The 13,578-nt window shown below is 59.6% G+C and carries 13 protein-coding genes; 10 read left to right on the top strand and 3 right to left on the bottom strand.

The annotated features are described in order from the left end of the window. Nucleotides 1-1,161, bottom strand: coding sequence for a cystathionine gamma-synthase (metB, locus tag IT763_RS22585; protein ID WP_015379413.1), 1,161 nt, complete (start codon nucleotides 1,159-1,161; stop codon nucleotides 1-3). Between the two features lie 304 nt (nucleotides 1,162-1,465). On the opposite strand from metB, the gene metJ reads away from it, so the two are divergent. Next, on the top strand, nucleotides 1,466-1,783 hold the full coding sequence (metJ, locus tag IT763_RS22590) for a met regulon transcriptional regulator MetJ (protein ID WP_004931076.1): 318 nt from the start codon (nucleotides 1,466-1,468) through the stop codon (nucleotides 1,781-1,783). Nucleotides 1,784-1,860: 77 nt separating this feature from the next. On the opposite strand, the gene rpmE is transcribed toward metJ, so the two are convergent. Continuing rightward, nucleotides 1,861-2,076, bottom strand: a complete 216-nt coding sequence (rpmE, locus tag IT763_RS22595; protein WP_004931078.1) for a 50S ribosomal protein L31 — start codon at nucleotides 2,074-2,076, stop codon at nucleotides 1,861-1,863. Between the two features lie 200 nt (nucleotides 2,077-2,276). Between rpmE and priA the strand changes: the two genes are divergently transcribed. From priA to rraA, 7 genes are all read left to right on the top strand, one after another. Beyond that, nucleotides 2,277-4,472, top strand: coding sequence for a primosomal protein N' (gene priA, locus IT763_RS22600; protein ID WP_004931080.1), 2,196 nt, complete (start codon nucleotides 2,277-2,279; stop codon nucleotides 4,470-4,472). 291 nt (nucleotides 4,473-4,763) lie between these two features. Continuing rightward, a complete protein-coding gene (cytR, locus tag IT763_RS22605) occupies nucleotides 4,764-5,792 on the top strand; it encodes a DNA-binding transcriptional regulator CytR (RefSeq protein ID WP_004931082.1) in 1,029 nt (342 codons plus the stop codon). A 65-nt stretch (nucleotides 5,793-5,857) separates the two neighbouring features. Then, entirely contained in the window at nucleotides 5,858-6,793 is a 936-nt protein-coding gene (gene ftsN, locus IT763_RS22610; RefSeq protein ID WP_028128088.1) for a cell division protein FtsN, read from the top strand. 102 nt (nucleotides 6,794-6,895) lie between these two features. Beyond that, nucleotides 6,896-7,426, top strand: coding sequence for an ATP-dependent protease subunit HslV (hslV, locus tag IT763_RS22615; protein ID WP_004931085.1), 531 nt, complete (start codon nucleotides 6,896-6,898; stop codon nucleotides 7,424-7,426). Nucleotides 7,427-7,438: 12 nt separating this feature from the next. After that, nucleotides 7,439-8,773: an HslU--HslV peptidase ATPase subunit gene (hslU, locus tag IT763_RS22620; protein WP_004931086.1), complete on the top strand. Its 1,335-nt coding sequence runs from the start codon at nucleotides 7,439-7,441 to the stop codon at nucleotides 8,771-8,773. A gap of 82 nt (nucleotides 8,774-8,855) precedes the next feature. Beyond that, the gene (locus IT763_RS22625; RefSeq protein WP_079450586.1) at nucleotides 8,856-9,773 is read left to right on the top strand and encodes a 1,4-dihydroxy-2-naphthoate polyprenyltransferase; all 918 of its coding nucleotides are present in this window, start codon (nucleotides 8,856-8,858) and stop codon (nucleotides 9,771-9,773) included. Nucleotides 9,774-9,848: 75 nt separating this feature from the next. Next, nucleotides 9,849-10,334 (top strand): ribonuclease E activity regulator RraA, encoded by a 486-nt coding sequence (gene rraA, locus IT763_RS22630; RefSeq protein ID WP_004931090.1) that lies wholly within the window; start codon nucleotides 9,849-9,851, stop codon nucleotides 10,332-10,334. A gap of 59 nt (nucleotides 10,335-10,393) precedes the next feature. Here the strand turns inward: rraA and zapB are convergent, their stop codons facing one another. Continuing rightward, on the bottom strand, nucleotides 10,394-10,633 hold the full coding sequence (gene zapB / locus IT763_RS22635) for a septal ring assembly protein ZapB (protein ID WP_004931092.1): 240 nt from the start codon (nucleotides 10,631-10,633) through the stop codon (nucleotides 10,394-10,396). A 524-nt stretch (nucleotides 10,634-11,157) separates the two neighbouring features. Here zapB and IT763_RS22640 point away from each other — a divergent pair. Continuing rightward, entirely contained in the window at nucleotides 11,158-12,003 is an 846-nt protein-coding gene (locus tag IT763_RS22640) for an MIP/aquaporin family protein (protein ID WP_015379417.1), read from the top strand. A 42-nt stretch (nucleotides 12,004-12,045) separates the two neighbouring features. Next, complete coding sequence (glpK, locus tag IT763_RS22645) at nucleotides 12,046-13,554, top strand: glycerol kinase GlpK (RefSeq protein WP_004931097.1); 1,509 nt, start codon at nucleotides 12,046-12,048, stop codon at nucleotides 13,552-13,554. Nucleotides 13,555-13,578: the final 24 nt, after the last annotated feature.

Genomic DNA, 13,578 nt, shown 5'->3' on the forward strand with positions numbered 1-13,578 from the left:
TTACCTCGTTGCCGCCGCCTGGAAAGCGCGTTCCAGATCGGCAATCAAATCTTCACTGTCTTCAATACCCACTGAAATGCGCAGCAGGCTCTCGGAGATGCCGGCCGCTGCCCGCGCCTCCGCCGCCATGCCGGCGTGAGTCATGGTCGCTGCATGCGAGATCAGGCTTTCTACGCCGCCCAACGATTCTGCCAGAGTAAACAGCTCAAGGGCAGAGAGAAAACGGCGCAGCACCGCTTCATCGCCGTCCAGTTCAAAACTCAGCATCGCGCCGAAACCGCGCTGCTGACGGCGGGCGATCTCATGCCCCGGATTCTCCGGCAGGGAGGGATGATACAGCTTTTTCACCAGCGGTTGCTGCTGTAAATAGTCAACAATCGCTTCAGCATTTTGTTGCGCCGCCTTGATGCGCGGCGACAGCGTGCGCATGCCGCGCAGCAACAGATAACTGTCGAACGCGCCGCCGGTCACGCCAATGTTGTTCGCCCACCAGGCCAGCTCGACCGCCAGCTCGGGATCTTTGGCAATCACCGCCCCGGCCACCACGTCCGAATGCCCGTTCAGGTATTTGGTGCAAGAATGGACCACCAGATCGGCACCGAGTTCGATCGGCTGTTGCAGGGCCGGGCTGAGGAAGGTGTTGTCCACCACCGTCAACGCGCCCGCCGCATGCGCGGCAGCGCAGATCGCCGCGATGTCCACCACCCGCAGCAGCGGATTGCTGGGGCTTTCTATCAGCACCAGCTTCGGCTTTTGCGCCAGCGCCTGCTGCAGGGCTTCTTCATTACCCTGATCGACGAACAGCACGCGATAGGCGCCGCGCTTGCTCAGGCTGTCGAACAGCCGATAGCTGCCGCCGTAGCAGTCGTGCGGCGCCACCAGCAGATCGCCGGGCTTCAACAACACGGTGGTCACCAGATGGATCGCCGACATCCCGCTGCCGGTCATCACCGCGCCGGCGCCGCCTTCCAGCTCCGCCAACGCGCGCTGCACCACGTCGCGCGTCGGGTTGCCGCGTCGCGAGTAGTCATGGGCTCGGGGTTGGTTGAAGTCGGTAAAGTTATAGGTGCTGGAAAGATGAATCGGCGGGACAACGCAGCCGTACTGTTCGTCGTCGTTCAGGCCGCTGCGTACGGCAATCGTGGCTGGTTTACGCGTCATGGGCTCGCTCGGCTCTCGGTTCGGTGGATGAGGCCTAAAGAGTAATCGCAGGATTGATAGACGTCAATACATCTGGACATCTAAACTTCTTTGCGTATAGATTGAGCAATGACACAATACCCGCTAAAATTATGCCGATATGACATGACGATAAGATGTTAAGCGGCAATGCCTGGCCGAAGCGGGGCATTCAGTGACCCTGGTCGCGTAAAATTGACATTTATTTAGTGAGAACAGTGAAGATCGGGCATAATTGGCCGGTTTTTAGAATTTTGTAATTTTTCTGACAAAGTTAAGGTGTCCCATGGCTGAGTGGAACGGCGAGTATGTCAGCCCTTACGCTGAACACGGTAAAAAAAGCGAGCAAGTCAAAAAGATCACGGTATCCATTCCGCTGAAGGTCCTGAAAATCCTCACCGACGAACGGACCCGTCGCCAGGTGAACAACCTGCGCCACGCCACCAACAGCGAACTTCTGTGCGAAGCGTTTCTGCATGCCTTTACCGGCCAGCCGCTGCCGAACGATGAAGACCTGCGCAAAGAGCGCAGCGATGAAATCCCGGAAGCCGCAAAAGCGTTGATGCGCGAACTGGGTGTCGATCCCGATACCTGGGAATATTGAGAACCGCCCGGCGAACGCCGGCGGCAGAAAAGAAAAAAGGCGCCCAGGGCGCCTTTTTCATCGGTCGATAAGAAATCTTATTTCTTAGCGCCTGGTACGCTGAAACGCTTGTTGAAGCGGTCAACGCGGCCACCGGTAGCAACGTCACGCTGCTTGCCAGTGTAGAACGGGTGGCATGCGCCACAAACGTCCAGGTTCAGATCGTGGCCCACGGTGGAGCGGATCTTCATCACGTTACCGCAAGAGCAGTTAGCAGTAACTTCTTCGTATTTTGGGTGGATACCTTGTTTCATGGGAAACCTCAGTTAAGGCCGTGTCGCTATCCAGCCCTGTTTCGCCAGACACCACACGTGGTTGATAATAGAATTTTGGTATCGAATTATACCAAAGGCGGCAAATTATACAGCATTAGTCGGGGCGCGCAATCGGAACCGTACATTTGCCGATGCGCCGTGTAAACTGATGCCCACTTTTTTTCAATTTGGATGAGATCATGCCCGTCGTACACGTTGCTTTGCCGGTCCCCCTCGCCCGCACCTTCGACTATCTGCTGCCGCCCGGCATGCAGCCGGTGGCCGGCGCGCGCGTGGGCGTGCCCTGGGGCAGGCAGCATGCAATCGGCATCGTCACCGGCTGCAGCGACACCAGCGAACTGCCGCTGGACAAGCTCAAGCCGATCGACAGCGTGATCGACACCGAGTCGCTGTTCTCTCCCAGCCTGTGGCGCATCCTGCGCTGGGCCAGCGATTACTATCACTATCCCATCGGTGAAGTGCTGTTCCATGCGCTGCCGATCCTGCTGCGCCAAGGCAAACCGGCCGAGGCCGCGCCGCTGTGGCAGTGGTTCGCCACCGAAGAGGGGCGCGCCACCCCGCCCGAAAGCCTGAAACGCGCGCCGAAACAGCAGCAGGCGCTGGCGGCGCTGCTGCAACGCCCGGTCTATCGCCATCAGGTCAGCCAGCTTGAGCTGACGGAAAGCGCTCTGCAGGCGCTGCGCGCCAAAGGGCTGATCGACCTGCGCGCTCAGGTCGCGGCCACCCAGGACTGGCGCCCCAACTTCGCGGTGCTGGGCGAGCGGCTGCGGCTGAATACCGAACAGGCCACCGCCGTCGGGGCGATCAGAAGCGAGGATGAGCAGTTCGCCGCCTGGCTGCTGGCCGGGGTGACCGGCTCCGGCAAGACCGAGGTGTACCTCAGCGTGCTGGAAAACGTGCTGGCCAAAGGCCGACAGGCGCTGGTGCTGGTGCCGGAAATCGGCCTGACGCCGCAAACCATCGCCCGCTTTCGCGAGCGCTTCAACGCGCCGGTGGACGTGCTGCACTCCGGGTTGAACGACAGCGAGCGGCTGGCGGTTTGGCTGCGCGCGCGCAGCGGCGAAGCCGCCATCGTCATCGGCACCCGCTCGGCGCTGTTCACGCCATTCCGACAGTTGGGCGTGATCATCATCGACGAAGAGCACGACAGCTCTTATAAACAGCAGGAAGGCTGGCGCTACCACGCCCGCGATCTGGCGGTGTTCCGCGCCCGGGAAGAAGACATCCCGATGGTGATGGGCTCCGCCACGCCGGCACTGGAAACGCTGCACAACGTGCAACTGGGCAAATATCGCCAGTTGAAGCTCACCCAGCGCGCGGGCAACGCCAAACCGGCGGCGCAGCATCTGATCGATCTGAAAGGGCTGCCGCTGAAGGTCGGCCTGTCGCAACCGCTTTTGAAAAGCATGCAGCACCATTTAAAAGCCGGCAACCAGGTGATGCTGTTCCTCAACCGCCGCGGTTACGCTCCGGCGCTGCTGTGCCACGAGTGCGGTTGGATCGCCGAGTGCCAGCGCTGCGATCACTACTACACCTTCCACCAGCATCAGCGCCAGCTGCGCTGCCACCACTGCGACAGCCAGCGACCGGTGCCGCACCAGTGCCCGCAGTGCGGCTCCACCCACCTGGTATCGGTCGGCGTCGGCACCGAACAGCTGGAACAGGAGCTGGCGCCGCTGTTCCCCGACACGCCGATCACCCGCATCGATCGCGACACCACCAGCCGCAAAGGGGCGCTGGAGCAACACCTGGCGGATATTCATCGCGGCGAAGCGCGCATTCTGATCGGCACGCAGATGCTCGCCAAAGGCCACCATTTTCCCGACGTCACGCTGGTGGCGTTGCTGGACGTGGACGGCGCGTTGTTCTCCGCCGACTTCCGCTCCGCCGAGCGTTTCGCTCAGCTGTATACCCAGGTCTCCGGCCGGGCGGGCCGCGCGGGCAAACAGGGTGAAGTGCTGCTGCAAACCCACCATCCGGAGCACCCGCTGCTGCAGGTGCTGCTGCAACAGGGTTACGACGCCTTCGCCAAACAAACGCTGGCGGAGCGCAATAGCGTGTTTCTGCCGCCCTACACCAGCCACATCATCGTGCGCGCCGAAGATCACGACAACCAGCAGGCCCCGTTGTTCTTGCAGCAGCTGCGCAATCTGTTGGAAGCCAGCCCGCTGAAGGACGACTCGCTGTGGGTGATGGGCCCGGTGCCGGCGCTGCAATCAAAACGCGGCGGCCGTTTCCGCTGGCAGCTGCTGCTGCAGCACCCGACGCGGCGCGTCCTGCAACAGCTGATGAAAAGCTCGCTGCCGCTGATCGGCACCCTGCCGCAAACGCGCAAGGTGAAATGGACGCTGGATGTCGATCCGATCGACAGCTGATCCCGGAAAAGTCCGATTTAGCTGCCGCAGTGCAAACGTTTACCCTTGAAATTGCGAGCGAACGCTAAAAAACCTTCTCAGGTCACATTTTTTATGCAAATTAGGTAACAAAGGCGGGGCGTATTCTGTTTAGAATGTCTGCGAGGGCAAATTTTGTCGCCACATCGCAGCGCGACGGAGTGCCCGAACGCGAGTGGCGCTCAATGACAACAATCCCGCCACCGCATGCCGGACATTGTGAGCAAACAGCAGTAGTGGCGTCGGCATGGGGCTGACGCAAGGAGAAAGGCGTTGGAACACAAGAAAGAGTTATCCATGGCGACCATGAAAGACGTCGCCGAAATGGCGGGCGTTTCAACGGCTACCGTATCGCGTGCGCTGATGAACCCGGAAAAGGTGTCAACGCCAACGCGCCAGAAAGTGGAACAGGCCGTGCTGGCCGTGGGTTATTCTCCTCATGCTCTGTCACGCAATATCAAACGCAACGAATCCCGCACCATCCTGGTGATCGTGCCCGACATCTGCGATCCGTTTTTCGCCGATGTGATCCAGGGGATCGAACAGACCGCGGCCCAACAAGGTTATCTGGTGCTGATCGGCGACTGCGCGCAGCAAAATCAGCAAGAGCGCACCTTCGTCAATCTGATCATCACCAAACAGATCGACGGCATGCTGCTGCTGGGCTCCAACCTGCCGTTTGACGCCAGCAAGGAAGAGCAGCGCAACCTGCCGCCGATGGTGATGGCCAACGAGTTTGCCCCCGAGCTGGAACTGCCGACGGTGCACATCGATAACCTGACCGCCGCCTTTGAAGCCGTGCATTATTTGCATCAATTGGGCCACCGGCAGATCGCCTGCGTCGCCGGGCCGGAACAGATGCCGCTGAGCCATTATCGGCTGCAGGGTTACGTTCAAGCGCTACGTCGTAATGGCATTACCGTCGAAAGCAGCTATATTACCCGGGGTGATTTTACCTACGAAGCCGGCGCGCAAGCGCTGACGGCGCTGATGGCTCAGCCGAAACCGCCGACGGCGGTGTTCTGCCACAGCGACGTCATGGCGATCGGCGTGCTGTCCCAGGCGAAGAAAATGGGGCTGCGGGTACCGCAGGATCTGTCGATCGTCGGCTTTGACGACCTCAAGCTGGCGCAGTATTGCGATCCGCCGCTGACCACGGTGGCGCAGCCGCGTTTCCAGATAGGCCAACAGGCGATGTTATTGCTGTTGGAGCAGTTGAACGGCCAGACGGTGGCCAGCGGCTCCCGGCTATTGGACAGTGAATTGATTATCAGAGGCAGCACCGCTGCCCCGAAACGCTAGTCAAATATTTTAGGGTTCAGTAACATGACGGACTTATCCTCTCATCAGGACACAGCGGAATAATAGTGGCACAAAAAGACTATGTAAGCCGTGGGCGCGCAGCAGGAGCTAAGCGTAAAACCCCCAGCCGTAAAAAACGCAGTTCTCCGAAGGTTTCCAAAACCGTGCTGGCGTTAGCCGCCGCGTTGCTGGTTGTCTTTGTCGGTGGCCTCTATTTCATTACGCACAACAAGCCGGAAGACGCGCCGTTGTTGCCTGCGCACACCACGCGCCCAGGCAACGGCCTGCCGCCGAAGCCGGAAGAGCGTTGGCGCTACATCAAAGAGCTGGAAAACCGGCAGATCGGCGTGCAAACCCCGACCGAACCGACGGCCGGCGGCGAGCTCAATTCCAAAACTCAGTTGACCGCCGAACAGCGGCAGTTGCTGGAACAAATGCAGGCCGACATGCAGCAGCGCCCGACGCAGTTGAACGAAGTGCCGTATAACGATCCGGGCCAGGCCAACGCGCGCAGCAACCGCCAGCAGCAACAGATGCAACAACAGCAAATGCAGCAGCAACCGGTACAGCAACAGCAGCAGGTTACCCAGGCGCCGCGCAACCCATTCAACAACGGGGCCGCCACCGCGCCGGTGCAGCAGCACCAGCAGCCGAAGCCGGTCACCCCACCGCCGGTGCAGGTGAAACAGCCTGAGCCGAAGCCGCAACCGAAGCCGGAGCCGAAACCGGAAGTGAAACAGGACACGGCCAAGCAGGACACCAAGCCGGAATCGAAACAGAAGTGGATGGTGCAATGCGGTTCGTTCCGCGCCACCGATCAGGCTGAATCCGTGCGCGCGCGCCTGGCGTTCGAAGGCATCGAGAGCCGCATCACCGCCGGCGGCGGTTGGAATCGCGTGGTGCTCGGCCCCTACAGCAGCCGCGCCGCAGCGGATAAAACCCTTTCACGCCTGAAGGGCGTCGGCATGTCGAGTTGCATTCCCCTCTCCGTTGGGGGTTGAAAAGCGTCAATCCCCCCCCATCTATACTCTCAATATGCCTCGTAGCGTCTGCGAAAGCAGGCGCTGCGGGGACTTCTTTCCGTCTTTAACGAGGGTCTGCTCGTGACAACAATTGTAAGCGTACGCCGCAACGGCCAGGTCGTCATCGGTGGTGATGGCCAGGCAACCCTGGGTAATACGGTGATGAAGGGTAACGTCAAGAAAGTGCGTCGCCTGTATAACGACAAAGTGATCGCCGGTTTCGCCGGTGGCACCGCTGACGCCTTCACGCTGTTTGAACTGTTTGAACGCAAACTGGAAATGCATCAGGGCCACCTGGTGAAAGCCGCCGTCGAACTGGCGAAAGACTGGCGCACCGACCGCATGCTGCGCAAGCTCGAAGCGCTGCTGGCGGTCGCCGATGAAACCGCCTCGCTGATCATCACCGGCAACGGCGATGTGGTGCAGCCGGAAAACGATCTGATCGCCATCGGCTCCGGCGGCCCGTACGCCCAGGCCGCCGCCCGCGCCATGTTGGAAAATACCGAGCTGAGCGCCCGCGACATCGTTGAGAAATCCCTCAACATCGCCGGCGATATCTGTATTTACACCAACCATTTCCACACCATTGAAGAATTGCCTTCCAAAGCGTAAGGATCGAATACCATGTCTGAAATGACCCCGCGCGAGATCGTCAGCGAACTGGACAGCTATATCATTGGCCAAAACAAGGCCAAACGCGCTGTCGCCATTGCCCTGCGCAACCGCTGGCGCCGGATGCAGCTCAACGAGATGCTGCGTCACGAAGTGACCCCGAAAAACATTCTGATGATCGGCCCGACCGGCGTCGGTAAAACCGAAATCGCCCGTCGTCTGGCGAAGCTGGCCAACGCGCCGTTCATCAAGGTTGAAGCCACCAAGTTCACCGAAGTGGGCTATGTGGGCAAAGAAGTGGACTCCATCATCCGCGATCTGACCGATGCCGCCATCAAAATGGTGCGCATGCAGTCGATCGAGAAAAACCGCACCCGCGCCGAAGAGTTGGCCGAAGAGCGCATTCTCGACGTGCTGATCCCGCCGGCCAAGAACAACTGGGGCCAGCCGGAAGAAAATCAGGAACCGTCCGCCGCCCGCCAGGCATTCCGCAAGAAACTGCGCGAAGGCCAACTGGATGACAAAGAGATCGAAATCGATCTGGCCGCCGCGCCGATGGGCGTGGAAATCATGGCACCTCCGGGCATGGAAGAGATGACCAACCAGCTGCAGTCGATGTTCCAGAACCTCGGCGGCCAAAAGCAAAAACCGCGCAAGCTGAAGATCAAAGAAGCCTTCAAGCTGCTGGTGGAAGAAGAAGCCGCCAAGCTGGTAAACCCGGAAGAACTGAAAGAGCAGGCGATCGAAGCGGTTGAGCAGCACGGCATCGTGTTTATCGATGAGATCGACAAAATCTGTAAGCGCGGCGGCCAAAGCTCCGGCCCGGACGTTTCCCGCGAAGGCGTACAGCGCGATCTGCTGCCGCTGGTGGAAGGCTGCACCGTGTCCACCAAGCACGGTATGGTGAAGACAGACCACATCCTGTTCATCGCCTCCGGCGCGTTCCAGACCGCCAATCCGTCGGATCTGATCCCGGAACTGCAGGGCCGTCTGCCGATCCGCGTTGAGCTGCAGGCGCTGACCACCGAAGATTTCGAGCGCATCCTGACCGAGCCGAGCGCGTCGCTGACCGAACAGTACAAAGCGCTGATGGGCACCGAAGGCGTCAATATCGAGTTCACCGCCGACGGCATCCGCCGCATCGCCGAAGCCGCGTGGCAGGTCAACGAAAGCACCGAGAACATCGGCGCGCGTCGTCTGCACACCGTGCTGGAGCGTCTGATGGAAGATATTTCCTACGATGCGAGTGAAATTAATGGCCAATCCATTACAATTGATGCGGATTACGTGCGCAGTCATCTGGATGAACTGGTGGCGGATGAAGATTTGAGTCGTTTTATCCTATAATCGCTCAATCATTGTCTTGTCAGTCATCTGTGTGGGAGGCATTGCCTCCCACTATTATTTCTAACGGACACAGAAGCGAAACATGAGCTCATCAACCCCCACCACCCCGATCTCCGCCTGGCTGGAAAGTCTACGCCCCCGCACCCTGCCGCTGGCCTTTGCCTCCATTGTGGTCGGCTCGGCAATCGCCGCCTGGCACGGCAGCCTGAAACCTGAAGTGGCGCTGCTGGCGCTGTTGACCGCCGGCCTGCTGCAGATCCTCTCCAACCTGGCGAACGACTACGGCGATGCGGTCAAAGGCAGCGACAAAGATGATCGCATCGGGCCATTGCGCGGCATGCAGAAAGGCATGATCACCCAAGCGCAGATGAAACGGGCACTGGTGGTGACGGTAGTGCTGATCGCCCTCGCCGGCTGTTCGCTGATCGCCGTCGCCTGCGAGCAACCCAGCGACGTGGTGGGCTTTCTGGTGCTGGGCGGGCTGTCTATCGTGGCGGCCATCACCTATACCGTCGGCAACAAGCCCTACGGATATTTGGGGTTGGGCGACATCTCGGTACTGGTGTTCTTCGGCTGGCTGAGCGTGGCCGGCACCTACTATCTGCAAACGCACACCTTCGACAGCGTGGTGATGCTGCCTGCCACCGCCTGCGGCCTGCTGGCGACGGCGGTGCTCAACATCAACAATCTGCGCGATATCGAGAGCGATCGCGAAAACGGCAAGAACACGCTGGCGGTGCGTCTCGGCCCGCACAAGGCGCGCATTTACCATGCCCTGCTGCTCGGCGGCGCAGTGCTGTGTTTCGCGCTGTTTACGCTGTTCAACCTGCACAGCCCGTGGGGTTGGCTGTTCGTGTTGGCGATCCCGCTGCTGACGCGCCACGGCCTGCGCGTGCTGCGCGATCCGACGCCGGTCGGCATGCGGCCGATGCTGGAACACATGGTCAAAGCGGCGTTGCTGGCCAACCTGCTGTTCGCCATCGGCGTGGCGCTCAGTTAAAAACTGATGATTTTGCCAACAGGGCGAATAAAGGGATATACTGAACATTCCAGCGGCAAACAGACGTAAAATCCTATGAAATACGATACTTCCGAACTTTGCGACATCTATCATGAAGAGGTGAACGTTGTTGAACCTCTGTTCTCCAATTTTGGCGGGCGTACTTCATTTGGCGGGCAGATCACCACGGTGAAATGCTTTGAGGATAACGGCCTGTTGTTCGATCTGCTTGAAGAAAACGGCCGCGGCCGCGTGCTGTTGGTCGACGGCGGCGGTTCGGTACGCCGGGCGCTGATCAACGCCGAACTGGCGCGCTTGGCCGCCCAGAACGAATGGGAAGGCATCGTGGTGTACGGCGCGGTGCGCCAGGTGGACGATCTGGAAGAACTCGACATCGGCATTCAGGCGATGGCGGCGATCCCGGCGGGTGCCGTGAGCGAAGGCGTGGGCGAAAGCGATATCCGCGTCAACTTCGGTGGCGTCACCTTCTTCTCCGGCGACCACCTGTATGCCGACAACACCGGTATCATCCTCTCCGAGGACCCGCTCGACATCGAGTGATTTCCGGTCATGAAAAAGGGCGCCTGAGGCGCCCTTTTCGTTGCTGCATGGCGTGAGGATCAGACCTCTTCCATTTTGCCCAGCAGCGCGCGCAGGCGATCTTGCCATACGTGCTGTTCTTCTTTCAGCTGTTGGTTTTCGCGCACCAACGCTTCGTGGTTGCCGGAGGCAGCCTGAACTTCCTGCGACAGAGAGTTGTTTTTGTCTTTCAGCTCTTCAATTTCCATCTGCAACAAGGTGATGGTATCAATCGCCTGCTGTACTTTTGCTTCCAGTTTCTCAAATACTTCAAATGACATGCTTCAGTCCCCTCATGATAGCAAGGCGTACATCTATAAGTAGCGGCCGCAACATCGGCTGCAGCTACTGCGAATATTGCATCGCGCTCAGTGACGCGCGCCGTTACGAAAGGCGCGCCGGTCTCGATTCGTTAAAAACGATTGTAAGTAGCCAGTCTCCGCCTGTCTAGCAACATACCGGATCATCGCGCAGTCTGTTGCAATTTTCCTGCCCCCGCCATCAGCAAAAACTGAAAATCCCCATCGCCGCCGCCGCGAGTTGTTAACAACCCTCAGCAAACCACTGGTCAGATCACACTTTTATGGCTCAGAAAGAACACTAAACGACGCGAAATCGCTCAATTTTATGACGCGCCACACACATTTTGATTTCGCTATTTCTCGTTTATGTTCGTTAACGATAAATTTACATCACGTCCTTATTCAATAATTGGACGAGATGAAAAAAACTGTGCCCATAGGCCAGATCTCTACCCAACTGAGCCTATAAACCAACAACCGCCGTTTTGCAGGACAACAACATTATGAGCCAAACCACCAGTCCGACATTAAAAGGCCAGTGCATCGCCGAGTTCCTCGGCACGGCGCTGCTGATCTTCTTTGGCGTAGGCTGCGTTGCCGCGCTGAAACTGGCGGGCGCCAGCTTCGGCCAGTGGGAAATCAGCATCATTTGGGGCCTGGGCGTCGCCATGGCCATCTATCTGACCGCCGCAATTTCCGGTGCGCATCTCAACCCGGCGGTCACCCTCGCCCTGTGGCTGTTCGCCTGCTTCGACGGGCGCAAAGTGGTGCCTTACATCATTGCGCAGGTCGCCGGCGCCTTCTGCGCAGCGGCCCTGGTCTATGGGCTGTACTACAACCTGTTCTTCGACTTCGAAGCGGCCCACCACATGGTGCGCGGCAGCAACGAAAGCCTCGAACTGGCCGGCATCTTCTCGACTTACCCTAACGCGCACATCTCCGTCGGTCAGGCCTTCCTGGTAGAAATGGTGATCGCTGCAATCCTGATGTGCCTGATCCTGGCGCTGACCGACGACGGCAACGGCATTCCGCGCGGCCCGCTGGCGCCGCTGCTGATCGGTATTCTGATTGCCGTGATCGGCGCCTCCATGGGACCATTGACCGGCTTTGCGTTGAACCCGGCGCGTGACTTCGGGCCGAAACTGTTCGCCTACCTGGCCGGCTGGGGCAAAGTCGCCTTCACCGGCGCACGTGATATCCCGTACTTCCTGGTGCCGATCTTCGCCCCTATCGTCGGCTGTGGCCTGGGCGCTTTCGGTTACCGCGCGCTGATTGGCCGCCACCTGCCGTGCGACGTTTGCGTGACGGAGGAAGAGCCCGACGCCAAGACCCAGCAGCGTAAAGCATGATGGGTGCAGTTTTAAACGGTTAACAACAGCAGGATAATTACCATGACTGTAGAAAAAAAATACATTGTCGCACTCGACCAAGGGACCACCAGCTCACGCGCCGTCGTGCTCGATCACGACGCCAACATCGTTGCGGTATCGCAGCGCGAATTCCCGCAGATCTATCCAAAGGCCGGCTGGGTTGAGCACGACCCGATGGAGATCTGGGCGTCGCAAAGTTCGACGCTGGTAGAAGTGCTGGCGAAAGCCGACATCAATTCCGATCAGATCGCCGGCATCGGCATCACCAACCAGCGCGAAACCACCATCGTCTGGGAAAAAGAGACCGGCAAGCCGATTTACAACGCCATCGTTTGGCAGTGCCGCCGCACCGCCGACATCTGCGAGAAGCTCAAGCGCGACGGCCTGGAAGAGTACATCCGTCACAACACCGGCCTGGTGGTTGACCCGTACTTCTCCGGCACCAAGGTGAAATGGATCCTGGACAACGTCGAAGGCGCCCGCGAGCGCGCCAAACGCGGCGAACTGCTGTTCGGCACCGTCGACACCTGGCTGGTGTGGAAGATGACCCAGGGCCGCGTACACGTCACCGATTACACTAACGCCTCACGCACCATGATGTTCAACATCCACGAGCTGGACTGGGACGAACGCATGCTGGAAGTGCTGGACATTCCGCGCGCCATGCTGCCGAAAGTCCGTCCTTCCTCCGAGGTATACGGCCAGACCAACATCGGCGGCAAGGGCGGCACGCGTATTCCTATCGCCGGTATCGCCGGTGACCAGCAGGCGGCGCTGTACGGCCAGCTGTGCGTTCAACCGGGCATGGCGAAGAACACCTACGGCACCGGCTGCTTCCTGCTGATGAACACCGGCAAAGAAGCGGTACGGTCGAAAAACGGTCTGCTGACCACCATCGCCTGCGGCCCGCGCGGTGAAGTGAACTATGCGCTGGAAGGCGCGGTGTTCATCGGCGGCGCGTCTATCCAGTGGCTGCGCGACGAGCTGAAACTGATCAGCGACGCCGCCGACTCCGAATACTTCGCCACCAAGGTGAAAGACAGCAACGGCGTCTATGTGGTGCCGGCCTTCACCGGCCTGGGTGCGCCTTACTGGGATCCGTATGCTCGCGGCGCCATTTTCGGCCTGACCCGCGGCGCCAACAGCAACCACATCATCCGCGCCACACTGGAATCCATCGCCTTCCAGACCCGTGACGTGCTGGACGCCATGCAGGCCGACGCCAACACCCGCCTGCAATCGCTGCGCGTGGACGGCGGCGCGGTCGCCAACAACTTCCTGATGCAGTTCCAATCCGATATTCTCGGCACCCGCGTAGAACGCCCTGAAGTGCGTGAATCGACGGCGCTGGGCGCGGCGTTCCTGGCGGGCCTGGCCATCGGCTACTGGAACGATCTGGATGAAGTGAAGAGCAAAGCGGTGGTTGAGCGTGAATTCCGCCCAAGCATCGAAACCACCGAACGCAACTACCGCTACAGCGGCTGGAAAAAAGCGGTGGCTCGCGCTCAGGCATGGGAAGATCACGAGTAATCCCGAAGTTGCCGTTTCGCCAAC

Source organism: Serratia sp. CMO1 (assembly GCF_015689115.1).
Classification (GTDB): domain Bacteria; phylum Pseudomonadota; class Gammaproteobacteria; order Enterobacterales; family Enterobacteriaceae; genus Serratia; species Serratia marcescens.

Coding starts and splice junctions, on each gene's coding strand:
- metB (WP_015379413.1), bottom strand. CDS start 1,161: ATGACGCGTAAACCAGCCACGATTGCCGTACGCAGCGGCCTGAACGAC.
- IT763_RS22640 (WP_015379417.1), top strand. CDS start 11,158: ATGAGCCAAACCACCAGTCCGACATTAAAAGGCCAGTGCATCGCCGAG.
- glpK (WP_004931097.1), top strand. CDS start 12,046: ATGACTGTAGAAAAAAAATACATTGTCGCACTCGACCAAGGGACCACC.
- IT763_RS22625 (WP_079450586.1), top strand. CDS start 8,856: ATGAGCTCATCAACCCCCACCACCCCGATCTCCGCCTGGCTGGAAAGT.
- rpmE (WP_004931078.1), bottom strand. CDS start 2,076: ATGAAACAAGGTATCCACCCAAAATACGAAGAAGTTACTGCTAACTGC.
- metJ (WP_004931076.1), top strand. CDS start 1,466: ATGGCTGAGTGGAACGGCGAGTATGTCAGCCCTTACGCTGAACACGGT.
- priA (WP_004931080.1), top strand. CDS start 2,277: ATGCCCGTCGTACACGTTGCTTTGCCGGTCCCCCTCGCCCGCACCTTC.
- zapB (WP_004931092.1), bottom strand. CDS start 10,633: ATGTCATTTGAAGTATTTGAGAAACTGGAAGCAAAAGTACAGCAGGCG.
- hslU (WP_004931086.1), top strand. CDS start 7,439: ATGTCTGAAATGACCCCGCGCGAGATCGTCAGCGAACTGGACAGCTAT.
- rraA (WP_004931090.1), top strand. CDS start 9,849: ATGAAATACGATACTTCCGAACTTTGCGACATCTATCATGAAGAGGTG.